The following is a 25,328-nucleotide window of genomic DNA, read 5'->3' as shown; positions in this document are numbered from 1 at the left end:
CGCGAACCCTGCGTCGGGTCACCAACAAGGTCAGCCATGAACAAGAACAACCGCCATCCTGCAGACGGAAAAAAACCTGTCACCATTTTCGGTCCGGACTTTCCGTTCGCGTTTGACGACTGGATCGAGCATCCCGCCGGCCTGGGGAGCATTCCCGAGCAGCACCATGGCGCTGAGGTGGCGATTGTCGGGGCGGGCATTGCCGGTCTGGTGGCTGCGTATGAACTGATGAAACTCGGTTTGAAACCGGTGGTGTACGAGGCGTCGAAACTCGGCGGTCGTCTGCGCTCGCAAGCCTTCAACGGTACCGACGCCATCGTCGCGGAGCTTGGCGGCATGCGCTTTCCAGTGTCCTCCACGGCGTTCTATCACTACGTGGACAAGCTCGGCCTCGAAACCAAGCCTTTCCCCAACCCGCTGACCGGTGCTTCGGGCAGTACCGTGATCGATCTGGAAGGCGAAACCTATTACGCCGAAAGCCTGAAGGATCTTCCTGCATTGTTCCAGGAAGTCGCTGACGCCTGGGCAGATGCGCTGGAAGCCGGTTCGCAGTTCTCCGATATCCAGCAAGCCATTCGCGATCGCGATGTGCCGCGCCTGAAAGAGCTGTGGAACAAGCTGGTGCCGCTGTGGGACGACCGGACCTTTTATGACTTCGTCGCCACCTCGAAAGCCTTTGCCAAATTGTCGTTCCAGCATCGCGAAGTGTTCGGGCAGGTCGGTTTCGGCACCGGCGGCTGGGATTCGGACTTCCCCAATTCGATGCTGGAAATCTTCCGCGTGGTGATGACCAATTGCGACGATCACCAACACCTGGTGGTCGGTGGCGTCGAGCAGGTGCCACAGGGCATCTGGCGCCATGTGCCGGAGCGCTGCGTGCACTGGCCGGCCGGCACCAGCCTGAAATCCCTGCACCGTGGCGCACCACGTTCCGGTGTGAAGAAAATTGCTCACGCACCGCAAGGCCGTTTCGCCGTTACCGACAACAACGGTGACACCCGCGAATACGCCGCCGTCCTGACAACCTGCCAGAGCTGGCTGCTGACCACTCAGATCGAATGCGATGAAACCCTGTTCTCGCAGAAGATGTGGATGGCCCTCGACCGCACGCGCTACATGCAGTCGTCGAAAACCTTCGTGATGGTCGACCGGCCATTCTGGAAGGACAAGGATCCGGAGACCGGCCGCGACGTGATGAGCATGACCCTTACCGATCGCCTGACCCGTGGCACCTATCTGTTCGACAACGGCGACGACAAGCCGGGGGTGATCTGCCTGTCGTACTCGTGGATGAGCGACGCGTTGAAAATGCTCCCGCATCCGGTGGAAAAACGCGTTGAGCTGGCGTTGAACGCACTGAAAAAGATCTACCCGAAAGTCGACATCGCCGCGCGGATCATCGGCGACCCGATCACCGTGTCGTGGGAAGCCGATCCGTATTTCCTCGGTGCCTTCAAAGGCGCCCTGCCCGGCCATTATCGCTACAACCAGCGTATGTACGCGCACTTCATGCAGGACGACATGCCGGCCGAACAGCGCGGGATTTTCATCGCCGGCGACGACGTGTCGTGGACACCGGCGTGGGTCGAAGGCGCGGTGCAGACTTCGCTCAACGCGGTGTGGGGCATCATGAAACATTTCGGCGGCTCCACACATAAAGAGAACCCCGGCCCGGGTGATGTGTTCAAAGACATCGGCCCTATCGCCCTGCCCGAGTAAGAGGATTCCCCGATGCGCGTAGCCGTTTACCAATGTCCACCGCTGCCACTGGACCCCGCCGCCAACCTGCATCGCCTGCATCAGGTAGCGATGGAGGCCAAAGGCGCCGATCTGCTGGTGCTGCCGGAGATGTTCATGACCGGCTACAACATCGGCGCCGAAGCGGTCGGCACGCTGGCCGAGGTCTATAACGGTGAATGGGCGCAGCAGATCGGCCGGATTGCCAAGGCTGCCGGTCTGGCGATTGTCTACGGCTACCCGGAGCGCACCGCCGACGGGCAGATCTACAACGCCGTGCAACTGATCGACGCCCACGGCGAGCGTCTGTGCAATTACCGCAAGTCGCATCTGTTCGGCGATCTCGACCGGTCGATGTTCAGCTCCGGCGAAGCGGAGTTGCCGGTGGTTGAGCTGAACGGCTGGAAGCTCGGCTTCCTGATCTGCTACGACCTGGAGTTTCCGGAAAACGCGCGGCGCTTGGCCTTGGCCGGCGCCGAGCTGATTGTGGTGCCGACGGCCAACATGATTCCGTTCGATTTCGTTGCCGATGTCACCGTGCGTGCCCGCGCCTTCGAAAACCAGTGCTACGTGGCTTACGCCAATTACTGCGGACATGAAGGCGATATCCAGTATTGTGGACAAAGCAGCATTGCCGCGCCGGACGGCAGCCGTATCGCCCTGGCAGGTCTGGACGAGGCGTTGATCGTCGGCGAACTGGACCGACAACTGATGAACGATTCACGCCAGGCCAATCGCTATCTCAGCGATCGCCGCCCGGAGCTTTACGGCGCGCTCAACCGCCGCTAATCCGCTAGCATGGGCACTTCACTGTTCTGGAAGTGCCCATGCCCGCGCCGACTCATCCCCGCCCCCACTCTGAAACCCTGGCCAACGGCCTGCGCGTGACCCTGCGCCACGTGCCCGGTCTCAAGCGCAGCGCTGCCGCGTTGCGCGTGGCGGCCGGGAGCCATGACGTGCCGCTGGCATGGCCGGGGCTGGCGCATTTTCTCGAGCACTTGCTGTTTCTCGGCACCGAGCGTTTTCCCACAGACGAAGGGCTGATGGCCTACGTGCAACGTCACGGCGGCCAAGTGAATGCCAGCACCCGTGAGCGCACCACGGACTTTTTCTTCGAGCTGCCCGTGCCGTCCTTCAGCGCGGGGCTCGAGCGTCTGTCAGACATGCTCGCCCGGCCACGGATGAATCGGGACGATCAACTGCGTGAACGGGAAGTGCTGCAGGCGGAGTTTGTCGCCTGGTCGCAGGATCCGACAGCACAGCAGCAGTTTGCCCTGTATGAAGGTTTACCCGCGCAGCACCCGTTGCGTGGGTTTCATGCGGGCAATCGGGACAGCTTGCAGGTCGAATCGCCTGGGTTTCAGTCGGCGCTGCAAGACTTCCATCAGCGGTTTTATCGAACCGGGCAAATGAGCCTGAGTCTGGTCGGGCCACAAAGTATCGATGAGCTTCGGGAGCTGGCGCAGCAATTCGCAGCGGTGTTGCCGATTGGGGATAAAGTTGCCCAGGCCGCACCGCCACCGTTGGCAGTGAACAGTTATCAACAGGTCGGCGCTCACGCGAACCTGTTATTCGCTTTCGACGCGTTGCCCGAGTCATCCGCCGAGGCGATGGCTTTTCTCTGTCATTGGTTGAATAGCGCAAAACCTGGTGGATTGCTCGCATACCTGCATCAACAGAATCTGGCTGACAGCCTGAAAGCCACGCCGCTCTACCAGCTCGCCGGCCAAGCGCTGCTGCATCTTCAATTCAATGCTGGCGGCGACCGCCTGGATACCATTCGCGAACACCTGCTGGACTGGCTGAGCTTCTTCGCCCGTCAGGACTGGACGCCGTTGCGCGAGGAATACGCCGCCCTGCTTCAGCGCCAGCAGCAAGTCAGCGGCGCATTGCAACTGGCGCGAACCGACATCGAGCAGCAAGCATTCGGCCTGTCCGAATCCGGCGCTGCCGCGCTTGAGCACATCCTTCGCGAAATCGGCGTTGTGGATAACTTCAGCGATCATTGGCACCTGCCCGCCGCCAATCCTTTTCTGCGAGCCAGCGAGCCACTGGCAAACGCCGGTCTGATTCGCGGCCAGACCAGCGCCCACCGTGGCCTGCGCACCTTCGCCCAGGATCGCTCGCGCAGTCGTCGCGAGCGATCGCCGATGCAGTTCAGCCAGGCGCTGCCGGACAACAGCGATGAGGGCGCGATTTACCTGCGCTGGCAGGTCGAGACGGCGGCCAGCGCCGATCTGCGCTCAAGATTGCAGCGCAGTCTGCGCCAGACCCGACAGGATGCGTCCGAAGCCGGAGTGGACTTGTCTTTCAGCGCCGCAGGTAACCAATGCCTGCTGAAAATGACCGGACTACAGGAACCGATGCCCAGCATCCTCGAGCATGCGCTGAAATGTCTGACGATGATCGGCGCCGATTCGCCGCGCGACGAGGTGCAGATACCGTCGATGCCGATCCGCCAACTACTCGAAGCGTTGCCAGAGAAATCCCTGCCCACGATTGAAACCAGCGATGATGCCAATCAGCCGTGGACAACTTCGCGCTGGGACGGCCTCGCTCTAGGCCTTAACCAATCCACCCAGTCAGCCTTGGGCCTGGCGCTGAGCCGCATTCCCGGCACACCGGACAATCAACTACCGGTGACACCGATCACCCAAGGCCAGTACCACTGGAGCCAGATCAACACCGCCTCCAGCGAACACGCCTTGCTGCTGATCTGCCCGACTGCCAGCCGCGACATCGCTGATGAAGCAGCGTGGCGCCTTCTGGCTCAGTTGTGCCAGACGCCTTTCTATCAGCGCCTGCGCGTCGAATTGCAATTGGGGTACGCCGTGTTCAGCGCGCTGCGTCAATTGCACGGCATGACCGCGATTGTCTTTGGCGTGCAATCGCCGACGATCCTGGCGGGCAAGTTGCTCGAATACATTCAGGAGTTTTTCAATAGCATTCCCGCGTTGATCGAAACGCTCGATGAAGCAAGCCTCGAGCAACAGCGCCAAAGCCTCGCCGATCAGTTCGACGACACCACACTGTCCACCAAGGATGCCGCCGAACTCCTCTGGCAAGGCAAGCTTGTCGGCCATTCGTCGGATTACCGGGAGCAGTTGGTCACGGCGATCCGGCAACTCGATCGCCAGGCTTTGCTGGCCGCTGCGCAGCGCCTGATCAATGCCGAGAGTGGCTGGCATTGCCTGGCCAATGAATCGATGCCGGGCACACCGTGGCAAGCGGCAAACTGATCATTACCGAGGCTGCAAGGAGCTTTCTCAAAGATTCACGGGTCACGGCGTTGAAATTTTGAGTAACATAGCCGCCTAACTAATTGGAACATCACCGCGCTGCCGTGGACTATAACTATGGATAGCGCTATCCCAACCCTCAGAAGGAGACATCTCATGGCCTGGACCAAACCTGCTTACACCGACCTGCGTATCGGCTTCGAAGTCACCATGTACTTCGCCAGCCGCTGAGTTCTGCCTACGCAGAATCGCAGTGCAACGCCTCGGCTCGCCGAGGCGTTTTATTTTCCGCGTTGAAATGATGGAGCGTTCATGTTCGTCCAGATTCTGGGTTCGGCCGCCGGTGGCGGTTTTCCGCAGTGGAACTGCAACTGCGTCAACTGCGCAGGCTTTCGCGACGGCAGCCTGAATGCCAAGGCCCGCACCCAATCGTCCATCGCCATTTCCGATGACGGCGTGAACTGGGTGCTGTGCAATGCCTCGCCGGACATCCGCGCGCAACTGCAAAGCTTCGCCCCGATGCAACCGGGCCGGGCGCTGCGCGACACCGGCATCAGCGCGATCATCCTGATGGACAGCCAGATCGACCACACCACCGGCCTGCTGAGTCTGCGCGAAGGCTGCCCGCATCAGGTCTGGTGCACGGACATGGTTCACGAAGACCTGAGCACCGGTTTTCCCCTGTTCAAGATGCTCACCCACTGGAACGGCGGGCTGGACTGGAACCGTATCGAGCTCGACCAGAGCTTCACCGTAGCCGCCTGCCCGAATCTGCGTTTCACCCCGTTGCCGTTGCGCAGCGCCGCGCCGCCGTATTCGCCGCACCGTTTCGATCCGCATCCGGGCGACAACATCGGTTTGATCGTTGAAGACCTCAACACTGGCGGCAAGCTGTTCTACGCGCCAGGGCTGGGCAAGGTCGATGCGCCGTTGCTGGAAATCATGGCGGGCAGCGATTGCCTGCTGGTCGACGGCACGCTGTGGGATGACGATGAAATGCAGCGCCGTGGCGTCGGCACCCGCACCGGTCGCGAGATGGGCCATCTGGCGCAGAACGGCGCCGGCGGTATGCTCGAAGTGCTGGAGCAGTTGCCCGAGCAGCGCAAGGTACTTATCCACATCAACAACACCAACCCGATCCTCGACGAGGATTCGCCGGAGCGTGCCGAACTGGCGCGGCGTAATGTTGAAGTGGCGTTCGACGGCATGAGTATCGTGCTTTAAGCAATCGAGACCGCTGCGCGGTCTATCGCGAGCAGGCTCACTCCTACAATGGAATGCGATCAACTGTGGGAGCGAGCCTGCTCGCGAAGAAGCCAGCACAGACACCAGAGATTTCCAGGGTTGTTCCCGGAGAACAGACATGACCGACACCCCGCTGTCCCCCGCCGAATTCGAAGCGGCCCTGCGCGCCAAGGGCGCCTACTACCACATCTACCACCCTTACCACGTGGCGATGTACGAAGGCCGTGCGACCCGCGAGCAGATTCAGGGCTGGGTCGCCAACCGCTTCTACTATCAGGTGAACATTCCCCTGAAGGACGCAGCGATCCTCGCCAATTGCCCGGATCGGGAAATCCGCCGCGAGTGGATTCAGCGCCTGCTCGACCACGACGGCGCCCCCGGTGAAGATGGCGGCATCGAAGCCTGGCTGCGTCTGGGCCAGGCTGTTGGCCTCGACCCGGACCAACTGCGCTCCCAGGAACTGGTGCTGCCCGGCGTGCGTTTCGCCGTCGATGCCTACGTCAACTTCGCCCGTCGCGCCAGTTGGCAGGAGGCCGCCAGCAGCTCGCTGACCGAACTGTTCGCGCCGCAGATCCACCAGTCGCGTCTGGACAGTTGGCCGCAGCATTACCCGTGGATCGACCCGGCCGGTTATGAATATTTCCGCACCCGCCTCGGTCAGGCGCGGCGTGACGTCGAACATGGGCTGGCGATCACCCTCGAGCACTACAAGACCCGCGAAGGCCAGGAGCGCATGCTGGAAATTCTCCAGTTCAAACTGGACATTCTTTGGAGCATGCTCGATGCCATGAGCATGGCCTACGAACTGAACCGTCCGCCGTATCACAGCGTGACCGGACAACGGGTCTGGCATAAAGGAATCATCTTATGAGTTTCGACCGCAGCAAAGTGCCGAGCTGGCGCCCGGGCTATCGCTTCCAATACGAGCCGGCGCAAAAAGGCCACGTGTTGCTGTACCCGGAAGGCATGATCAAGCTCAACGACAGCGCCGCACTGATCGGCGGCTTGATTGATGGCGAACGCGATGTCGCGGCGATCATTGCCAGACTCGACGAGCAGTTCCCCGGCGTGCCCGAGCTTGGTGACGACATCGAGCAATTCATGGAGGTTGCCCGTGCGCAGCACTGGATCGAACTTGCCTGATTCGTCAGTGCAAGTACCGCCGAAACCTGAAGTCGGCCTGCCCCTTTGGTTGCTCGCCGAGCTGACCTACCGCTGCCCGCTGCAATGCCCGTACTGCTCCAATCCGCTGGATTTCGCCGAGCAGGGCAAAGAGCTGACCACCGAGCAATGGATCAAGGTGTTCCGCGAAGCGCGGGAGATGGGCGCGGCGCAATTGGGCTTTTCCGGGGGCGAACCGTTGGTGCGTCAGGACTTGGCCGAACTGATCCATGAAGCGCGGCAGCTGGGTTTCTACACCAACCTGATCACCTCCGGCATTGGCCTGACCGAGCAGAAAATCAGCGACTTCAAAAAGGCCGGGCTCGATCACATCCAGATCAGTTTTCAGGCCAGCGACGAGCAAGTGAACAACCTGCTCGCCGGTTCGAAAAAGGCCTTTGCGCAAAAGCTGGAAATGGCTCGCGCAGTCAAGGCCCACGGCTATCCGATGGTGCTGAACTTCGTCACCCATCGGCACAACATCGACAAGATCGACCGCATTATCGAACTGTGCATTGCGCTGGAGGCCGACTTCGTCGAACTCGCCACTTGCCAGTTCTACGGCTGGGCGCAGCTCAACCGTGTTGGCCTGCTGCCGACCAGGGAGCAACTGGTGCGCGCCGAACGCATCACCAACGAATACCGGGCCAGGCTGGAAGCCGAAGGGCATCCGTGCAAGCTGATTTTCGTCACTCCGGACTATTACGAAGAACGCCCGAAAGCCTGCATGAACGGCTGGGGCAGCATCTTCCTGACCGTCACCCCGGACGGCACCGCCCTGCCCTGCCATGGTGCCCGCCAGATGCCGGTGCAGTTTCCCAACGTGCGCGATCACAGCATGCAACACATCTGGTATGACTCGTTCGGCTTCAACCGTTTTCGCGGTTACGACTGGATGCCCGAGCCGTGCCGCTCTTGCGACGAGAAAGAAAAAGACTTCGGCGGCTGCCGCTGCCAGGCGTTCATGCTCACCGGCGACGCCAGTAATGCCGACCCGGTGTGCAGCAAGTCCGAACATCACGGCGTGATCCTCAAGGCCCGCGAAGAAGCCGAGACCGCCACTCAAACCATCGAACAATTGGCCTTTCGCAATGAACGAAACTCACGCCTCATCGCCAAGGGCTGAGCCTTTCAGCGCCGCCCAGGCCGTCGCCGCCGGAACCGACTTCGCCGAACTGCAGCTCGGCGCCCATGGTGTGTTCTGGAATGAATACCGCCCCGAGGATGCCGCATGCCGGATCTGGCATTGGCGCGATGGCGCAGCGAAAAGTCTGACGCCGGACGGCTTCAGCGTGCGTAGCCGCGTGTACGAATATGGCGGTGGTGCGTTTTGTCTGACGCCTGACGGGGTGGTTTTCGTCAATGAAGCGGATCAGCAGATGTATCGGCAGGCGCTGGATGGCGAGCCGGTCGCGCTGACGTCGACTGACTGCCGCTACGGCGATCTGCAATTCGCCGCTGGCCGGGTATTGGCGGTTGAAGAGCAGCAGGATCGGCATCGACTGGTGGCGATTGATCTGAACACCGGAACGCGACAGGTGCTGGCCGAAGGTGCGGATTTCTATGCGTCGCCAACGCTCAGCCCCGATGGCCAGCGGCTGGCGTGGATCGAGTGGAGTCGCCCGCATCAGCCGTGGACCTCGACCCGGTTGATGGGCGCGCAAGGCGATTTTTCTGCGCCTCGCTGTGTTGCCGGTGAGCAGATCGAGGAGTCGATCCAGCAGCCGCGATTCGACGCTGATGGGCGGCTCTGTTGCCTGACGGACCGTGGCGGCTACTGGCAGCCGTGGGGCGAAACGTCTGATGGCTTGCACGCGCTACCGAGTGCCGAGGCCGATCACGCGCCCGCGCCGTGGCAGCTAGGCGGCTGCACGTGGCTGCCTGTCGGTGATCAATTTTTAGCCAGTTGGAGCGAGGGTGGTTTCGGTCGCCTGGCCCTTGGAAGTGAAGATTTCAGCGGTGACTACAGCCGCTTCCGCCACTTGGCGATGGATCAACAATTCATCTATTGCATCGCTGCATCGCCGACCAGCCCGTCGGCAGTGATCGCCATTGATCGTGTGTCTCATGCCGTGAAAATCCTCGCTGGCGGCGTGGCTCCATTGCCTGCCGAACGCATCAGCCGTCCGCAGACCTTGCGTTATCCGAGCGGCTCCGGCGAGGCGCACGGTTTCTTCTACCCGGCCATGAGCGGTGAAGCAAAACCGCCGCTGGTGGTGTTTATCCACGGCGGCCCGACGTCGGCGTGCTATCCGATACTCGACCCGCGCATCCAATACTGGACGCAGCGCGGTTTCGCCGTCGCCGACCTCAACTATCGCGGCAGCAGTGGCTATGGTCGCGAATATCGCCAAGCGCTGCATCTGCGCTGGGGCGAGGTGGATGTCGAGGATGCCTGCGCGGTGGTCAGCTATCTCGCTGGCCAAGGTTTGATCGATGGTGACCGCGCGTTCATTCGCGGTGGCAGTGCGGGTGGCTACACAACGCTGTGTGCGCTGGCGTTCAGACAGGTTTTCCGCGCAGGCGCCAGCCTCTACGGCGTCAGCGATCCGGTCGCGTTGGCTCGCGCAACGCACAAGTTCGAGGGCGATTATCTGGACTGGCTGATCGGCGATCCCGAGCGAGATGCCGAACGCTATGCCTCCCGCACGCCACTGCTGCACGCAGACAACATTCGCGTGCCGGTGATTTTCTTTCAAGGTGAACTGGACGCGGTGGTCGTGCCGCAACAAACCCGCGACATGGTCGCGGCGCTGGAGCACAACGGCATCCCGGTCGAGGCGCATTACTACCCTGACGAACGGCACGGCTTCCGCCGCGCGGCCAACCAGGCCCATGCGCTGGAGCAGGAGTGGACGTTTTATCGGCGGGTGATGGGGCTGGTTGACTGAAAACTGTGTTGCGCCCTTCGCGAGCAGGCTCGCTCCCACAGAGGACTTGTGTACACCACAGATCCAGTGTGGGAGCGAGCCTGCTCGCGAAAGCTATCTAAGTTGCGCTAGCGGACTCAGCGCTTGGCGATGATATAAACCGCATGCACGATCCCTGGAATGTAGCCGCACAACGTCAGCAGAATGTTCAGCCAGAACGCCCCGCCAAACCCGACCTGCAGAAACACGCCCAGTGGCGGCAACAGAATAGCGATGATGATACGAATGAAATCCATGGGGCAGCTCCTGAATGGGGGTTGGCTCACTTGAGCCATACAAGCTAATCGACACGCGCCGTTCGTCAGGGTTCAGTGCGATAGCTGCGTCAGGCTCAAGCGAGAATTTTCAACCCATGTTTTTGTACGATGCTCAGTAGTTTGAGCGCCATACCGCTGGGATGTTTGTCACCCGATTCCCACTGCTTCACCGTGGATGCACTTGTGTTGAGATAGCGTGCAAATACCGGTTGGCTGACCTTGTTTCGCTCGCGTAGCGCCTTGATCTCCTCAGCCGGGATCGCTAAGGGAACCGATGCCAGACAGGAGTCATCAAATTCTCGCATCGTTGCCTTGTTTATTGCTCCGACAGCAAGCAACGCCCCGGCTGATTCGTGTATCGATTCAAAAACTTCACTTTTGAATTTCTTACTCATGACATATCTCCACAAACTCCTTCATCGCCAACAAGTCGCTGATCTGCGCTTCGGTCAGTTGCGCATAGACCTTTGCCAATTTACGTAAATCCTTCAATTCTGTTGGCGTGATATTGCTTTGATCCTGCTTGGCGAAAAGCACTTGGTTGATCCAGTGACGTCCACCTTTTGCCAAAACAATCGAACGGTGACGGTTCGCCTTCAAGCGCTTCTTCCACACGCCTCCGCCAAGATTGTCCGCCTGTCCCTGAAGCATCTGGTGAAACGCCTCTTGCAACTCTTCATCTGTGATCCACGCCCTACTGGCCTGGAGGGCGAAGCGTTTGGTCTTGAACAGCCTCAATGGCATAGGTATCCCTTCCAAAAACATACCACCTAGTGGTACAGATCGCAAAACGGCTTTTTCGGTGATACCGATCAGGCCGTAGCCGCATCCCTTGCTGGCATTCTCTAAAAGACCATCCACGGTACGATCCCTCAAGCTCTAAATCACGTCTGTAAAACCCGGCCACAAAAAAACGCCCCACGCCAAAAGAATCAGGCGTGGGGCGTGCGTTATACCGCGAGACGGTTCGAGTAATCGGTTGGGGCTGCTCAGCTCACACGGCAATGCCCTTGCGACATTGCACTTGGGCGGTGCGCACTCGCGAGAAGGCGCGGCCCAGGCGCAGGAGCATTTCGTCGATGTTGGCTTTGCTGACAGTGAGGGCCGGGGTGAAGCGCAGGCAGTCAGGCTGCGCGGCGTTCAATATCAGGCCTTCGTGAAGTGCGGCATGGACGACGGCGTCGGCGCATTCGTCGGACAGCGTCAACCCGTAAAACAGGCCTTGGCCGCGTAACTCGCCGTGGCGGTAGCGGTGCGCCAGTCGCGCAAGGCCTTCGCGCAAATGCTGGCCGCTGTCGTTAACCTGCTGGAGAAAGCTGCGGTCATGGATGCTGTCGAGCACTACCAGACCGGCCGCCGTCATTAGTGCATTACCGTGATGAGTGCCGCCCAATTCGCCAACGCCGAAACAGCAGGCCGTGCCCCGCGCCAGCAAAGCCGCCAATGGCAAGCCGCCGCCAAGGCCTTTGCCGAGCACGACGATATCGGCGCGAATCCCGTAGGACTGTTCGGCGAGCAAGCTGCCGCAGCGGCCGATACCGGTCTGCACTTCGTCGAGAATCAGCAGAATGCCCAGTTCACGGCACAGTCGTTCGACCCCTTTGAGGTAATGCTCGGTCGCGGGAATGACCCCGGCATCGCTCTGGATCGGCTCCAGCATGATCGCCACGGTCTGCGCGTCTACCGCCGCATGCAGCGCCGGCAGGTCGTTGAATGGCACTCGATCAATCGTCGCCAGACTGCGGCCATGACAACCCTGCTCAGCCATGATGATCCGCGAGGCGCCGCCGCGATGCAGCTGCCCCCATTTGCGCGCCAGTTTGATCGCCGCCTCACAAGCCTCGCTGCCACTGTTGAGCAGGTACGCCTGATCGCTGGACGTGCTGGCGCACAAACGTTCGGCGAGGCTGAGCATGCCGCGATTACGCAGATTGAAGCCTGGATTGATCAGCGCCTGGGCATGATTGGCGATGGCTTTGACCAGCGCCGTGGGGCTGTGGCCAAGGCTGTTGGCGCCGCCGGCCTGGGAAAAGTCGAGGTAGGCGCGATCGTTGCTGTCCCACAGCCAGGAACCCTGGCCGCGAACGAACACTTGTTGCGGCCGATCGACGCTGGGCATCAGGCGTTGGGCATTGAGATGGTCGGTCATAGCGGATGGCCCCGCCTCGAAGCAGAGGTCATCCAGACTCGGCGTCTGACGCCGCAAACTGAACAGATTCATGCGGAAAAACCTCGCTGGAGGTTTTTTGAACTGCCTATGTAATCACGAACGAAGCAAATGGAATTCGTCACGCTTTCTGGCCCTGCAAGCCTTGTGAATGCGGTTAGACTAGGCGCGCAAACGGCTTCAGGCCATTTCGATTTCTCAGCCATTTCGATAAGCGCTACTTATGGATTTCAAACAACTGCGTTATTTCGTCGCGGTCTACGAAGAAGGCCATGTCGGCCGTGCGGCTGAGCGCTTGTCGATCTCGCAACCGGCGCTGTCGCAACAGATCCGTCAGCTGGAGCAGAACCTCGACGTAACCCTGTTCGAACGCAGCAGTAAACGCCTGCTGCCGACCCTCGCTGCGCATACGCTGTACAACCACGCGTTGCCATTGCTCGATGGCTTGCAGCGGGCGCGCGAGGCGTTGGGTAGTTTCAAGGGTCAGGCACTGCGCACACTGGCGATCGGTGTGTTGCAAACGGTGCACACCAGCCTTGTGCCGCAGATGCTCGAGCGTGTGCGCAAGGCGCAGCCGCATCTGGTGGTACAAATCTATGAACTGACCGGGCTGGAAATCGAACGGCGTCTGCTCAATGGTTCCCTGGACATCGGCATCAGCTATCTGCCACCGCGCCAACCCGGTCTGCACGGTGTGTTGCTGTACGAAGATGAACTGACGCTGGTCATCCCGGCGGACCATCCCTTGCGCGAGTTCAAGAAGGTCTCGATGCGCCAGGCTGCTGAGCTGCCCATGTTGCTGCTCGGCGAAGAGTTCCAGATCCGACAGATCTGGCAGGCACAACTGACCAGCCTCGGACGACGCCCGCAGGTGCAGGCCGAGTTGAACACTATGCTGGGGATTCTCGATAGCCTGCCGCACACCAGGCTGGCAACGGTGCTGCCGGGACGTTCGCAAAAGGAATATGACGATGAAGATCTGCTATGGAAACCGCTGAGCGAACCACGGGTGCCGTTGCAAGTTGGCCTGGTGTGCCGTGATGTGCAACGCCAGCAGGCCTCGTTGGCATTGCTGCGGACATTGCTTGAAGAGGTGATCGACCGCGAAACGAAGCCGCCCCTTGATCCGCTCGCCTGAAACTTTTCTTCAGGCAAAAGAAAACCCCGCCGAAGCGGGGCTTTGCAGACTGTTTCCCTGACATCCATTTCACTCCGCCACCCTGGCAGAATCCTACGTGTCCGTGTTGTTTACTTTGCGCTTCCTGCGCGACGTCCATGAAATGTAGATTAGCCGTGGATCCAATATACGGATATGGGAGAACAGCAGCACGTCACGTAAGCAAATGCTTACATGACGTCTACAGGATCAAAACTGTGCCGCATCCAGCAGGAACAGCGACTCGCTACCGGCCTTGACCGACGCGCTCAACGAGTGGATACGCGGCAGCAGACGGGCGAAATAGAAGCGCGCGGTGCCCAGCTTGCTCGCGTAGAAATCCTCCTGCGCTTCCTTGCCCAGCGCGGCTTTGGCCATCAACGCCCACATGTAGGCGTAAGCGGTGTAGCCGAACGCTTGCAAATATTCGACCGAGGCCGCGCCGATTTCGTTCGGATTGTTTTTCGCCCGGTCCAGCAGCCACGCGGTCAACTCGTCGAGGGTGTCGACGGCATCGTTCAACGGCTTGGTGAACTCGCCCAGATCAGCACTGGCGGTTGCGGTGAAATGGCGGATCTCGTCAGCGAACAGCTGGTAGAACGCGCCGCCACTGCCAACGATCTTGCGCCCGACCAGGTCCAGCGCCTGAATACCGTTGGTGCCTTCGTAGATCTGGGTGATGCGCACGTCACGCACCAGTTGCTCCTGGCCCCACTCGCGGATGTAGCCGTGGCCGCCGAAAATCTGCTGGCCGTGGACAGTGGTTTCCAGACCCAGGTCGGTCAGGAAGGCTTTCGCCACCGGCGTCAGCAACGCCACCAGATCTTCCGCGCGCTTGCGGGTGGTCGCGTCTTCGCTGAACTTGGCGGTGTCCAGTTGCATCGCCACATACGTGGAGAACGCACGGCCGCCTTCGTTCGAGGCTTTCATGGTCAGCAGCATGCGCCGCACGTCCGGGTGGACGATGATCGGGTCGGCGACTTTGTCCTTGTTCTGCGCACCGGTCGGCGAACGACTCTGCAGACGATCGCGCGCGTATTCAACAGCGTTCTGATAAGAGCGCTCGCCCGTGGCCAGGCCTTGAATACCAACACCCAGGCGCTCGTAGTTCATCATGGTGAACATCGCCGCCAGGCCTTTGTTCGGCTCGCCGACCAAATAACCCACGGCTTCGTCGAAGTTCATCACGCAGGTCGCCGAGGCCTGAATGCCCATCTTGTGCTCGATCGAACCGCAGTTGGCCGGGTTACGCGCACCGAGGCTGCCGTCGGCATTGACCATGAACTTCGGCACCAGGAACAGCGAAATACCTTTTGGACCGGCCGGCGCGTCAGGCAGCTTGGCCAGTACCAGGTGAATGATGTTTTCGGTGAGGTCGTGCTCGCCACCAGTGATGAAGATCTTGGTGCCGCTGACCTTGTAGGAACCGTCGGCCTGAGGTTCGGCTTTGGTGCGGATGATGCCCAGGTCGGTGCCGGCGTGCGGCTCGGTCAGGCACATGGAACCGGCCCAAATGCCGGCGTACATGTTCGGCAGGTACGCAGCTTTCAGTTCTTCACTGGCGTGGGCATTGATCGACAGGCAGGCGCCGGCGGTCAGCATCGGGTACAGACCGAACGCCAGGCTGGCGGAGTTGACCATTTCTTCGACCTGCGCCGACACGGCTTTGGGCATGCCCATGCCGCCGTAGGCCGGATCGCCGCCAACACCGACCCAGCCGCCTTCAGCATAAGTCTGATAGGCCTGTGGGAAACCGGCCGGCGTGGTGACAGCACCGTCCGCCCAATGGCAACCTTCCTCGTCAGCAGCACGGCTCAGTGGCGCGATGCTTTTGCTGGTGACCTTGCCGGCCTCTTCGAGAATCGCTTCAACGGTTTCGGCATCGACGGTCTCGGCCAGCGCCGGCAGCTCGGCCCAGAGTTTGGCGACTTCGAACACTTCATTGAGGACGAAGCGCATATCGCGCAGCGGCGCTTTGTAGTCAGCCATGGCAAACCTCGCAAGATCTAAACAGGTGGTTCGTGGAATGATGTTTTCGTTGATCCGGAGTGTACCTCAACAACTTTTGCGACACATAGGGTCAACCGGTGACTGATTTGTTATTTTTGGTCACCGGAAAAAGATCGCCGCGATCTTTCGATCTGCCCTACAAAGCAAACGCCTGCGCCGGCAGATTCATCAAACAATCACTCCCCGCCTCGATCGCCGCCTGATGCGCAGCCGTACGCGGCAGCAAGCGCTTGAAGTAGAACTCGCACGTCGCCAGTTTGCCCTTGAGGAAATCAGCCTCACCCTCGTCCGCCTCCAGCTGTGCCTGCGCAACCAACGCCATGCGCAGCCACAGGTAGCCCAGGATGATGTAGCCGCTGTACATCAGATAATCCACCGACGCAGCACCGACTTCGTCCGGGTTCTTCATGGCCGCCATGCCGACCTTCATGGTCAGGTCGCCCCACTGTTGGTTGAGCCCGTTGAGTTGCGCGACGAAGCGGCCCAGCTGCGCATGTTCGGCGTTCGCTGCGCAGAACTTGTGGACGATTTTGGTAAAGCCGCGCAGCAGCTTGCCCTGACTGCCCAGCACCTTGCGCCCGAGCAGGTCGAGCGCTTGAATGCCATTGGTGCCTTCGTAGATCGGCGCAATCCGGCAATCGCGCACCAGTTGCTCCATGCCCCACTCACGAATGAAGCCGTGGCCGCCGAATACCTGCATGCCGTGATTGGTCACTTCCAGCCCGGTGTCGGTCATGAACGCCTTGCAGATCGGCGTGAGGAACGCCAGCAGGTCTTCGGCCTCCTGACGCGCATCGGCATCGCTGCTCAGGTGCGCAACATCGAGCATCTGCGCAGTGAAATAGGTCAGCGCGCGGTTGCCTTCGTTGAAGGCTTTCATGGTCAGCAACATGCGTCGCACATCGGGGTGAACGATGATCGGGTCGGCAGGTTTTTCCGGGGATTTGGCACCGGTCAGGGCGCGCATCTGCAGGCGGTCATTGGCGTACTTGATCGCGCCCTGAAAACTCGCCTCGCCCAGACACAGCCCCTGCATGCCAGTACCAAGCCGCGCGTGGTTCATCATGGTGAACATGCAGTTGAGGCCCTTGTTCGGCTCGCCGATCAAGTAACCCGTGGCGGCATCGAAATTCAGCACGCACGTAGCAGAAGCCTTGATGCCCATCTTGTGCTCGATCGAGCCACAGGAAACGCCATTGCGCTCACCCGCTTCGCCTGCTGCATCGGGCAGAAACTTGGGCACGATAAACAGGGAAATGCCCTTGGTTCCGGCCGGTGCGTCCGGCAGCTTGGCCAGGACCAGATGGATGATGTTGTCGCTCAGGTCATGCTCACCAGCGGAGATGAAAATCTTGCTGCCGGTGATCGCGTAGCTGCCGTCGGCCCGGGGCACCGCGCGAGTCTTGATGATGCCCAGATCAGTGCCGCAGTGCGCTTCGGTCAGGCACATGGTGCCGGTCCACTGGCCAGCGGTGAGTTTGCTCAGGTAGGTGTCTTTCTGCTCGGCGGTACCGTGGGCGTGGATCGCCGACATCGCGCCGTGGGTCAGGCCGGGGTACATGCCCCAGGACGTGTTGCTGGAGCCGACCATCTCGCTGATCACCAGCCCTAGCGAACTCGGCAACCCTTGGCCACCGTAAGCCGGATCAGCCGCCAAACCGTGCCAGCCGCCCTCGACATATTGTGCGAAGGCCTGCTTGAAGCCTGTAGGCGTTGTCACCACGCCGTTGTCGAAATGGCAGCCCTCTTCGTCGCCGCTGCGATTGAGCGGGGCCAGCACGTTCTCGCAGAACTTCGCGCCTTCTTCGAGGATCGCGCTGATCATGTCCGGGCTGGCGTCATGAGCGCCGAGAGCGGCGTAGTTGGTATGGAAGTCGAAGACGTGATCGATCAGAAAGCGCATGTCGCGCAGGGGAGCTTTGTACTCGGGCATGGTGGATTCTCCGTCAGCAGATTTGTTCAACCTACTGCTGGCCACCACGCGCGACAATCACTGTGCAGGCGCTGAATGCGCCGTCATCACTCAACCCGCAGCAGCGTCCATGCGCACCGCGCCACGGCGGTTCTGCCCGAACGCCATGACGCAGTTACGCCCGGCGCCCTTGGCGCTGTACAACGCCTGGTCGGCGGACTTGAGCACTTCTTCAGGGGTGCGCTGCTCGACACGTTCGGCGACGCCGATGCTCACCGTCACCGACACCGCCGAAGCCCCGGAACCGCTGCGCCGCTGGCGACCTTGCTGATCATCCTGCGGGCGGTTTTCCTGGTTGCGTAGCTGAATGCTATAAGACGCAATCGATTCACGGATCACTTCCAGGTGCGGCATGCACTCCTCAAGGGTCTTGCCTGCGAACACCAAGGCAAATTCCTCACCGCCGTAGCGATACGCCCTACCGCCACCGCTGATTTTCGACAGTTTGCTGGCGACCAGCCGCAGCACCTGATCACCGACATCGTGGCCGTGGGTGTCGTTGAATTTCTTGAAGTGATCGACGTCGCTCATCGCCAGCACATAGTTGCGCCCCAGTCGCTGCATGCGTTCGTTGAGCGCACGTCGTCCCGGCAGGCCGGTGAGCTCGTCGCGGAAGGCCATTTGATAGGCCTCATGCGCAACGGCGGCGGCGATCATCAGCATCACCTGGCTGCACATGATGTTCAGGGTGAACGGCAGAATGAAGGTCTTCGGCAGCATCCAGAACACACCGAGCAAGCCAACCAGTTGCGCCGCGTGCAACGGGCGCGGGTTGCGCCAGTATTGCCAGGCCAGAAGCAGGAAGGCCGAGATGAACACCGGATAGGACAACTGGATGAGACTCATCCATGCCCCATGCAGCGCCGGCCAGCGGATCTCCGACAACCACAGCAGCAGCGCCTGTGGGTAACTTTGCTCCAGTCCCAGCGCCACGCTGCCAAATGCCAGCAGCACGGCAAAGCGCGCGACCATGTCCTGAAACAGATGGGTACGTTCCTGCCATGCGGCGAATAATCCGAACAACAACGGCAGCAACAGGCAGACCAGATGAAACACCACCGCAGCGTCTTCGCGGACCTTGCCGTTGTCGCGGTAGAAATCTGTCTGGGTGTCCAGCAGAAAGTAGGCGATGTACACCGTGAGCATCAGAAACAGTTCGCGCTGACGTCGATACACCGCGCAATACGCGCCACCGAGGAGCAGAACCAATGTCGGCAGGACGTTGAACAGCGATGTGAAGAATACGCTGAGGTCTTTGACGTACGCAGCCGCCAGCCCCGCAAGCAATAACAGCAGTGATGGCAGGAAATGGCTGAAACGCACAGCGGAAGAACGCGGCAAGGGTAAGCTCCGACCCGTCATAGCAAAGAGATGGCATTGTGCCTGCAAAGTGCGGCCAAGCCCATACAATGTGATCCAGATCACACACGGTCTCTGTAACGGCCGGAAGCTCGACTATCTGAGCGATCCACAAACAAAAAAACCGCTGCCCCCTAACGGGAGCAGCGGTTTTCGTCAGACTGCGTTAAGGCTTAGTAGCCCAGTGCGAAGTCTTCTTCTTTCATGTCCATCAGGTTGCCAGCACCCGACAGCATAGTGGCCACGTGCGTACGGGTACGCGGCAGGATGCGCTGGAAGTAGAAGCGCGCGGTTTGCAGCTTGGCGGTGTAGAACGCCTCGTCGCTGGTGCCGGCAGCCAGTTTTTCCGCAGCCAGACGTGCCATGTCTGCCCAGAAGTAGGCCAAGCAGGCATAACCGGAGTACATCAGGTAATCCACGGAGGCCGCGCCGACTTCTTCGCGATCTTTCATGGCAGCCATACCGACCTTCATGGTCAGCTCGCCCCATTCCTTGTTCAGTGCAGCCAGCGGCGCGACGAATTCCTGGACGGCTTCGTTGCCTTCGTTGGTCTGGCAGAACTTGTGGACGATCTTGGTGAAGCCTTTCAGAGCCTCGCCTTGAGTCATCAGCACTTTGCGGCCGAGCAGGTCGAGGGCCTGGATGCCGGTGGTGCCTTCGTACAGCATCGAAATGCGGCTGTCGCGAACGTTCTGCTCCATGCCCCACTCGGCGATGAAACCGTGGCCGCCGTAGATCTGCACGCCGTGGTTGGCGGCTTCGAAACCGACTTCGGTCATGAACGCTTTGGCGATCGGGGTCATGAACGCCAGCAGTGCGTCGGCCTTCTTCTTCTCTTCTTCATCGACGCCGTATTTGACGATGTCGACCTGCTTCGCAGTGAAGTAGACCATCGCGCGGTTGCCTTCGGCGAACGCCTTCATGGTCAACAGCATACGGCGCACGTCCGGGTGGACGATGATCGGGTCAGCGGCTTTGTCCGGCGCTTTCGGGCCAGTCAGCGAGCGCATTTGCAGGCGATCACGAGCGTATTTCAGACCGCCCTGGAAGCCGATTTCGGCGTGAGCCAGACCTTGCAGTGCGGTACCGAGGCGAGCGGTGTTCATAAAGGTGAACATGCAGTTCAGACCTTTGTTCGCCGGGCCGATCAGGTAACCGGTGGCGCCGTCGAAGTTCATCACGCAGGTGGCGTTGCCGTGGATGCCCATCTTGTGTTCCAGCGAACCGCAGCTCACTGCGTTGCGCGCGCCAATGGTGCCATCGGCGTTTGGCAGGAACTTTGGAACGATGAACAGCGAGATGCCTTTGGTGCCAGCCGGAGCATCCGGCAGACGCGCCAGTACGATGTGGACGATGTTATCGGCCATGTCGTGTTCGCCGGCCGAGATGAAGATCTTGGTGCCGGAAACTTTGTAGGAACCGTCGGCCTGAGGCTCGGCCTTGGTGCGCAGCATGCCCAGGTCGGTGCCGCAGTGCGGTTCGGTCAGGCACATGGTGCCGGTCCATTCGCCGGAGACCAGTTTGGTCAGATAGGCTTCCTGCTGCTCTGGGGTGCCGTGCTCGGAGATGGTGTTCATCGCACCGTGCGACAGACCTGGGTACATGCCCCACGACCAGTTGGCTTCGCCAACCATTTCGCTCACTGCCAGGCCCAGCGACTCAGGCAGACCCTGACCGCCGTGCTCGACGTCGTGCGCCAGGCTTGGCCAGCCGCCTTCGACGAATTGCTTGTACGCCTCTTTGAAGCCAGTCGGGGTTTTCACGCCGGACTCGCTCCAGGTGCAGCCTTCGATGTCGCCCACGCGGTTCAGCGGCGCCAGTACCTGCTCACAAAACTTGGCGCCTTCCTCGAGGATGGCGTCAACCATGTCCGGCGTGGCGTCTGCGCACGCTGGCAGGCTCTGATAGTGCGCTTCGTAGCCGAGCAGTTCGTCACGAACGAAGCGAATATCACGCAAGGGGGCCTTGTAGTCAGGCATAGCGATAAACCTCTGCTGATGTAACCGGGAATGAACGACCGTGTTGAATTGTTGTGACGGTCAAACAGTTGTTTGAAACATACGTTTACGCCGAAATCTTGTCAAGCATCGATCTTTTGCCGTTCGTCATCACGCTCTCCAAATGCCGGAGACGACAAATCGCCGCGACTTGATATAAGCCACGGGCGTTGTAAAAAGATTAGTTGAGCAAGAAGGACTTAAACGAAAAACGCCGCGACAGGGCGCGGCGTTTCGGGGTCTATAACAAATTCGATCAGGCAAAGGTATCGATGATCGTCCCGAGCATTTCGTCGGATGCCTTGGCCACCTTCACACCCAACTCTGCCTGGATCTTGCCCTGCGACAGCTCGACGATATTGCTCGCCAGATCCGATTCTTGTGCGCGATCCACACCGCGCAGGCGATTGACCTGCACTTCGGACGACTGGCTGGTCACCGAACGTTCGATAGTGTTGTTGGCGATCTGGCTGGCAGCCTGATCGACGCGGTTCTGCCCGGACTGAATCGAGCTCAGCCCCGCATAAAAAGCTGTGTTACCTGAGATTTCCATAGTCGCTCTCATCCTTGCAAAGGATCAATGGTCGCCATTGAAGCAGACGCGCCAACAAAACACCCGTCAAAAACACTAATGGCACAGTGCCTGTTCATAGCGAGAAACTTAATCGAGCAAATCCAGTTGCAAATGCTCGGCCACCGCTTCGGCGCTCAACGCCTTGAGTTTCGGCACCCGGCCCAGGCATGGCGCGGGAATGCGCTCGGCCAGGGTCGCGAGGTTTTCCTCCAGCCGCGAAGTTTTCGGATCGATGATATTCGCCACCCACCCCGCCAATTGCAGACCATCGCGGGCAATCGCCTCGGCGGTCAGCAACGCATGACTGATGCACCCCAGCCTCACGCCCACCACCAGAATCACCGGCAGCTTCAGTGCAATCGCCAGGTCCGAGAGATTGTCCTGATCGGCCAACGGCACCCGCCAGCCGCCCGCGCCTTCGATCAGGGTGAAATCGGCGTTCATCGCCAGAATCCCGCGCATCGGCGCCAGCAGCGATTGCACCGTCAACGCCACACCCGCTTCGCGCGCCGCGAGATGGGGAGCTATCGCTGGCTCGAACGCCACTGGGTTGACCTGTTGATAAGTCAGCGGCAACGAACATTCGGCCAGCAGCGCCAGGGCGTCGGAATTACGCAAGCCCTTGGGCGTGACGTCGCAACCCGATGCCACCGGTTTGCCCGCCGCCGTGCTCAAGCCTGCCGACCGCGCCGCATGGAGCAATCCGGCAGCAACGGTGGTCTTGCCGACATCGGTGTCGGTACCGGTGACGAAATAGGCTGCGCTCATAGAGGTTTCTCCAACACGGCGTATACCACCTGATACGTTGCCGGCAGCCCCGACGCCTGACGGAACCGCTCGTACGCGTCGATCAGCCCGAGAATCCGCGCCCGTCCGGTCAAACCGCCCGGCCGCCCGGGATTCAGATTGTGTGCGCCCAACGCCTTCAGCTCATGGGTCAGGCTGCGCACATCCGGGTAATGCAACACGTGCGGCTGATTCTCCAGCGCCAAAATGCGCATGCCACTGCCGGCACATAACTGCTCATAGCGGGCGAAGGCGCGGAAGCGATTGACGTGCACCAGCCCGTCGACCTGCTGCCAACTCTCACGCAACTCGAACAGCGTCCCTGTACAAAGACTAGCTAACGCAAAAATCCCCCCGGTTTAAGCACGCGAAAGGCTTCGCTGAGCACCGCCTCGAAGTCGGCGCACCATTGCACTGCAAGGCTGGAGAAAATCAGATCGAAGCTCGCGTCCTGCAACGGCAGCCTTTCGGCATCGCCGGCAATGAAATGCTCAGCGCCACCCAGCGGCCGTGCGTGATTGAGCATGCCCTCGGCGATGTCCAGCGCGACACCGCTGCCCTGGGTGAAACGCGAGGCCAGCGCACGAGTGAAATAGCCGGTGCCGCAACCGAGATCGAGCCACCGCGACGGCATGAAACTCCCAGGCAAACGCTCAAGCAGCTGCGTGCCGACGTCACGCTGAAACTCCGCGACACTGTCGTAACTGGCCGCAGCGCGGGAAAAGACGCCGCCACCTGGCGCTTGTCGGGCAAGCCCTCAGGGAGCACAAGGGACAGATCAGTCATCAGCGCACTCATGTAGAAAAGCCTGGATCGCGCCCGCGACTCCATGCGGGTCTTCCAGCAGAAAAGCATGGCTGGCCTGTTCGATCAGACCAATTTCGATATCCGGCAACAGCGCGAACAATGCGCCGGCCGCTTCCGCCGGAACCAGCGCGTCCTGCCCGCCGAACAGATGAAACTGCGGCCCGCGAAACGCCTGCAACGCCTGGCGTGTATCCATCTGCGCGAGCAGCTCCAACCCTGCCATCAGCGCGGTCGGCGCGGTGGCCGGCGCGCCAGCGAGCAGCAAGCGCGACAAGCCGCGCGGGTCTGGTGAACCTTGCGCACATAGCAGAGCGAAGCGCTTGAGCGTGGTACGCGGGTCGGCCTGACAACCGGCAAGAAACGCATCGAAGGTCTCGCCAGGCATCGCGTTCGGCCACTGCTCATGGGCGACAAACGCAGGGTTGCTCGCCAGCGTCAGCAGCCCGCAGCACGCCTCGCCGCGTCGTGCCGCCAGTTCGCTGGCGAGCATGCCGCCCAGCGACCAGCCACCAAGCCAGACTTCCTGCGGAATGCGCGCATCGAGTTCGTCGAGCCAGTCTTCAAGGTCAGCGGAGTCCAGCTCCGGCAGCGGTTCGATCTCGACTTGCAGATGTTCGTCGAGGCCGCGCAATGCTGCGGCCAGCGGTTCCAGCGGCGACACGCCGAGGCCCCAGCCGGGCAGCAGGATCAGACGATTACGCATGGCTTGGCTCCAACGACAATCGGGCGAAACAATCTGCCAGCCCATCCAGCAACTGTTGCACCTGCGCCTCGCTGTGGGCGGCGGTCAGCGTGACGCGCAACCGCGCGCTGCCGGCCGGCACGGTCGGTGGACGGATCGCGGTCACCATCAAGCCGCGCTCGCGGAGCATTTGCGAGAGCCGCACCGCGCGGCCGGCATCGCCGATCATGATCGGCTGGATCGGCGTGAAGCTGTCCATCAGCTCCAGCCCGATCTGCTCGGCGCCGTGGCGGAACTGGCGGACCAGTGTCTGCAAATGCTCACGGCGCCAGTGTTCACTGCGCAACAGCTCGAGGCTTTTCAGCGTCGCGCAGGCCAGCGCCGGCGGTTGGCTGGTGGTGTAGATGTACGGGCGGGCGAACTGGATCAGGCTTTCGATCAACTCTTCGCTGCCAGCGACAAAGGCCCCGGCGGTGCCGAAGGCTTTGCCGAGGGTGCCGACCAGCACCGGCACATCGTCCTGGCTCAAGCCGAAATGCTCGACGATACCGCCACCGTTGGCGCCCAACGGGCCGAAGCCGTGGGCATCGTCGACCATCAGCCACGCGCCTTTGGCCTTGGCCGCGCGGGCCAGTGCCGGCAAATTGGCGATGTCACCGTCCATGCTGAATACGCCATCGGTCACCACCAGTGTGTTGCCAGTGGCTTTCTCCAGGCGTTTGCCCAGGCTTTCGGCGTCGTTGTGCAGATAGCGGTTGAAACGCGCGCCGGACAACAGGCCTGCGTCCAGCAACGAAGCGTGATTGAGCCGGTCTTCGAGTACCGTATCGCCCTGCCCGACCAGCGCGGTGACCGCGCCGAGGTTGGCCATGTAGCCGGTGGTGAACAGCAGCGCACGTGGGCGCCCGGTCAGATCGGCGAGCGCTTCTTCCAGCGCGTGATGCGGGCTGCTGTGGCCGATCACCAGATGGGATGCGCCACCGCCAACACCCCAGCGCTCGGCCCCCGCGCGCCAGGCTTCGATCACCTGCGGATGATTGGCCAGGCCCAGATAGTCGTTGTTGCAGAAAGCGAGCAGCGGTTGGCCGTCGACCACGACTTGCGGGCCTTGCGGCGATTCGAGCAGCGGGCGCTGGCGGTAGAGGTTGTCGGCACGGCGGGCAGCAAGGCGTGCGGCGAGATCGAATGACATGCAGGCCTCGATTTTCAAATGACACAGATCCCCTGTGGGAGCGAGCCTGCTCGCGAA

General features: G+C 60.8%; 22 protein-coding genes and 1 pseudogene. 10 read left to right on the top strand and 13 right to left on the bottom strand.

The features are described from left to right. The first annotated feature begins 36 nt into the window (after positions 1 to 36). The 9 genes from ACZZ0K_RS26635 to ACZZ0K_RS26595 all read left to right on the top strand — a co-directional run bounded on the left by ACZZ0K_RS26635 (position 37) and on the right by ACZZ0K_RS26595 (position 10,273). Positions 37 to 1,719, top strand: coding sequence for a flavin monoamine oxidase family protein (locus ACZZ0K_RS26635; protein WP_016772878.1), 1,683 nt, complete (start codon positions 37 to 39; stop codon positions 1,717 to 1,719). A gap of 12 nt (positions 1,720 to 1,731) precedes the next feature. Continuing rightward, complete coding sequence (locus tag ACZZ0K_RS26630) at positions 1,732 to 2,526, top strand: carbon-nitrogen hydrolase family protein (RefSeq protein ID WP_252884918.1); 795 nt, start codon at positions 1,732 to 1,734, stop codon at positions 2,524 to 2,526. 38 nt (positions 2,527 to 2,564) lie between these two features. Beyond that, positions 2,565 to 4,976, top strand: a complete 2,412-nt coding sequence (pqqF, locus tag ACZZ0K_RS26625; protein WP_463559707.1) for a pyrroloquinoline quinone biosynthesis protein PqqF — start codon at positions 2,565 to 2,567, stop codon at positions 4,974 to 4,976. A gap of 156 nt (positions 4,977 to 5,132) precedes the next feature. Further along, on the top strand, positions 5,133 to 5,207 hold the full coding sequence (gene pqqA, locus ACZZ0K_RS26620; protein WP_003444522.1) for a pyrroloquinoline quinone precursor peptide PqqA: 75 nt from the start codon (positions 5,133 to 5,135) through the stop codon (positions 5,205 to 5,207). 81 nt (positions 5,208 to 5,288) lie between these two features. Continuing rightward, positions 5,289 to 6,200 carry a pyrroloquinoline quinone biosynthesis protein PqqB gene (gene pqqB, locus ACZZ0K_RS26615; protein ID WP_150743541.1) on the top strand — a complete coding sequence of 304 codons (912 nt, stop codon included), beginning with the start codon at positions 5,289 to 5,291 and terminating at the stop codon, positions 6,198 to 6,200. A 139-nt stretch (positions 6,201 to 6,339) separates the two neighbouring features. Continuing rightward, positions 6,340 to 7,092 carry a pyrroloquinoline-quinone synthase PqqC gene (gene pqqC / locus ACZZ0K_RS26610; RefSeq protein ID WP_258707275.1) on the top strand — a complete coding sequence of 251 codons (753 nt, stop codon included), beginning with the start codon at positions 6,340 to 6,342 and terminating at the stop codon, positions 7,090 to 7,092. After that, positions 7,089 to 7,364, top strand: coding sequence for a pyrroloquinoline quinone biosynthesis peptide chaperone PqqD (pqqD, locus tag ACZZ0K_RS26605; protein WP_041476711.1), 276 nt, complete (start codon positions 7,089 to 7,091; stop codon positions 7,362 to 7,364). The genes pqqC and pqqD overlap by 4 nt, the downstream gene beginning before the upstream one ends. After that, entirely contained in the window at positions 7,336 to 8,508 is a 1,173-nt protein-coding gene (gene pqqE / locus ACZZ0K_RS26600; RefSeq protein ID WP_056786640.1) for a pyrroloquinoline quinone biosynthesis protein PqqE, read from the top strand. The genes pqqD and pqqE overlap by 29 nt, the downstream gene beginning before the upstream one ends. Next, positions 8,474 to 10,273 carry a S9 family peptidase gene (locus ACZZ0K_RS26595; protein WP_258707276.1) on the top strand — a complete coding sequence of 600 codons (1,800 nt, stop codon included), beginning with the start codon at positions 8,474 to 8,476 and terminating at the stop codon, positions 10,271 to 10,273. Before pqqE ends, ACZZ0K_RS26595 begins: the two co-directional genes overlap by 35 nt. Positions 10,274 to 10,389: 116 nt before the next feature. Here ACZZ0K_RS26595 and ACZZ0K_RS26590 read toward each other — a convergent pair whose 3' ends face one another. From ACZZ0K_RS26590 to ACZZ0K_RS26575, 4 genes are all read right to left on the bottom strand, one after another. Next, positions 10,390 to 10,548, bottom strand: a complete 159-nt coding sequence (locus ACZZ0K_RS26590; protein WP_003228885.1) for a YqaE/Pmp3 family membrane protein — start codon at positions 10,546 to 10,548, stop codon at positions 10,390 to 10,392. A gap of 95 nt (positions 10,549 to 10,643) precedes the next feature. After that, positions 10,644 to 10,964: a helix-turn-helix domain-containing protein gene (locus ACZZ0K_RS26585; protein WP_039757682.1), complete on the bottom strand. Its 321-nt coding sequence runs from the start codon at positions 10,962 to 10,964 to the stop codon at positions 10,644 to 10,646. Then, positions 10,957 to 11,313, bottom strand: coding sequence for a type II toxin-antitoxin system RelE/ParE family toxin (locus tag ACZZ0K_RS26580; RefSeq protein WP_252883905.1), 357 nt, complete (start codon positions 11,311 to 11,313; stop codon positions 10,957 to 10,959). The genes ACZZ0K_RS26585 and ACZZ0K_RS26580 overlap by 8 nt, the downstream gene beginning before the upstream one ends. A gap of 250 nt (positions 11,314 to 11,563) precedes the next feature. After that, positions 11,564 to 12,790: an aspartate aminotransferase family protein gene (locus ACZZ0K_RS26575; protein WP_258707277.1), complete on the bottom strand. Its 1,227-nt coding sequence runs from the start codon at positions 12,788 to 12,790 to the stop codon at positions 11,564 to 11,566. 169 nt (positions 12,791 to 12,959) lie between these two features. Between ACZZ0K_RS26575 and ACZZ0K_RS26570 the strand changes: the two genes are divergently transcribed. Continuing rightward, positions 12,960 to 13,874 (top strand): LysR family transcriptional regulator, encoded by a 915-nt coding sequence (locus ACZZ0K_RS26570; RefSeq protein WP_150743545.1) that lies wholly within the window; start codon positions 12,960 to 12,962, stop codon positions 13,872 to 13,874. 228 nt (positions 13,875 to 14,102) lie between these two features. On the opposite strand, the gene ACZZ0K_RS26565 is transcribed toward ACZZ0K_RS26570, so the two are convergent. The 9 genes and pseudogenes from ACZZ0K_RS26565 to bioF all read right to left on the bottom strand — a co-directional run bounded on the left by ACZZ0K_RS26565 (position 14,103) and on the right by bioF (position 25,271). Next, positions 14,103 to 15,881, bottom strand: coding sequence for an acyl-CoA dehydrogenase C-terminal domain-containing protein (locus tag ACZZ0K_RS26565; RefSeq protein WP_041476717.1), 1,779 nt, complete (start codon positions 15,879 to 15,881; stop codon positions 14,103 to 14,105). A 157-nt stretch (positions 15,882 to 16,038) separates the two neighbouring features. Continuing rightward, positions 16,039 to 17,835: an acyl-CoA dehydrogenase C-terminal domain-containing protein gene (locus ACZZ0K_RS26560; protein ID WP_258707278.1), complete on the bottom strand. Its 1,797-nt coding sequence runs from the start codon at positions 17,833 to 17,835 to the stop codon at positions 16,039 to 16,041. A 90-nt stretch (positions 17,836 to 17,925) separates the two neighbouring features. Next, a complete protein-coding gene (locus tag ACZZ0K_RS26555) occupies positions 17,926 to 19,215 on the bottom strand; it encodes a GGDEF domain-containing protein (RefSeq protein ID WP_039757672.1) in 1,290 nt (429 codons plus the stop codon). 191 nt (positions 19,216 to 19,406) lie between these two features. Beyond that, on the bottom strand, positions 19,407 to 21,212 hold the full coding sequence (locus tag ACZZ0K_RS26550; RefSeq protein ID WP_024014564.1) for a phenylacyl-CoA dehydrogenase: 1,806 nt from the start codon (positions 21,210 to 21,212) through the stop codon (positions 19,407 to 19,409). A gap of 274 nt (positions 21,213 to 21,486) precedes the next feature. Beyond that, positions 21,487 to 21,783 (bottom strand): pyrroloquinoline quinone biosynthesis protein PqqE, encoded by a 297-nt coding sequence (locus ACZZ0K_RS26545; protein WP_252884925.1) that lies wholly within the window; start codon positions 21,781 to 21,783, stop codon positions 21,487 to 21,489. Between the two features lie 108 nt (positions 21,784 to 21,891). After that, entirely contained in the window at positions 21,892 to 22,572 is a 681-nt protein-coding gene (gene bioD, locus ACZZ0K_RS26540) for a dethiobiotin synthase (protein WP_041476721.1), read from the bottom strand. Beyond that, a pseudogene (gene bioC / locus ACZZ0K_RS26535) lies at positions 22,569 to 23,376 on the bottom strand (malonyl-ACP O-methyltransferase BioC). Before bioC ends, bioD begins: the two are co-directional and overlap by 4 nt. After that, entirely contained in the window at positions 23,369 to 24,100 is a 732-nt protein-coding gene (locus tag ACZZ0K_RS26530) for an alpha/beta fold hydrolase (RefSeq protein WP_258707280.1), read from the bottom strand. The pseudogene bioC and the gene ACZZ0K_RS26530 overlap by 8 nt, the downstream one beginning before the upstream one ends. Further along, on the bottom strand, positions 24,093 to 25,271 hold the full coding sequence (gene bioF / locus ACZZ0K_RS26525; RefSeq protein WP_258707281.1) for an 8-amino-7-oxononanoate synthase: 1,179 nt from the start codon (positions 25,269 to 25,271) through the stop codon (positions 24,093 to 24,095). Before bioF ends, ACZZ0K_RS26530 begins: the two co-directional genes overlap by 8 nt. Positions 25,272 to 25,328: the final 57 nt, after the last annotated feature.

The sequence above is a fragment of the Pseudomonas sp. AC255 genome, assembly GCF_979258175.1.
The sequence above is the reverse complement of the archived record's forward strand: the minus strand, read 5'-3'. Positions and strand labels throughout refer to the sequence as shown.